Genomic DNA, 514 nt, shown 5'->3' with positions numbered 1-514 from the left:
CGGCGACTCAGGCCACCATCGCCCACTGGGCCTTCGACATCATGGTCACCATCGGCAGCCTGCTGATCCTGCTCGCGCTCTGGTACGCCTGGTCCTGGTGGCGCCATCGGGACAACCCCCGCAGCCGCTGGTTCTACCGCTGCGCCGCGCTCGCGGGGGCCGCCTGCCTGGTCACCGTCGAGTGCGGGTGGATCACCACCGAGGTCGGCCGCCAGCCCTGGATCGTCTACAACCACATGAGGGTCTCCGAGGCGGTGACCGATACCCGGGCCAGTTCGCTGTGGACGATGCTGGGCCTCGTCATCGTCGTGTACGTGATGGTGTTCGGCGCGTTTCTCGCGGTCATCCTGAAGATGCGCACCCGCTGGCGCATCGCCGACGAGGGCTCGGCCGCCGCGCGCACCGCACTGCCCCCTGAGACCGACACCCCCTACGGGCCCAGAAGCGCTCCCGAGCCCACAGCCGCCGGCGCGCCTGGTGGCGTCTCCGACCGCACCCCCGGGGGTGAGTGAAG

The 514-nt window shown here is 70.4% G+C and carries 1 protein-coding gene; it reads left to right on the top strand.

What is annotated here, in order from left to right; translation table 11 throughout:
- A partial coding sequence (locus AOK11_RS45965) for a cytochrome ubiquinol oxidase subunit I (RefSeq protein WP_240497640.1) occupies positions 1-512 on the top strand: 512 nt, incomplete at its 5' end.
- Between the last annotated feature and the right edge of the window lie 2 nt (positions 513-514).

Origin of the sequence: Streptomyces hirsutus, assembly GCF_001418415.1 — a bacterium.
In the GTDB taxonomy this organism is placed as follows: Bacteria; Actinomycetota; Actinomycetes; order Streptomycetales; family Streptomycetaceae; genus Streptomyces; species Streptomyces hirsutus.
This window is presented reverse-complemented; position numbering and strand designations above follow the sequence as displayed.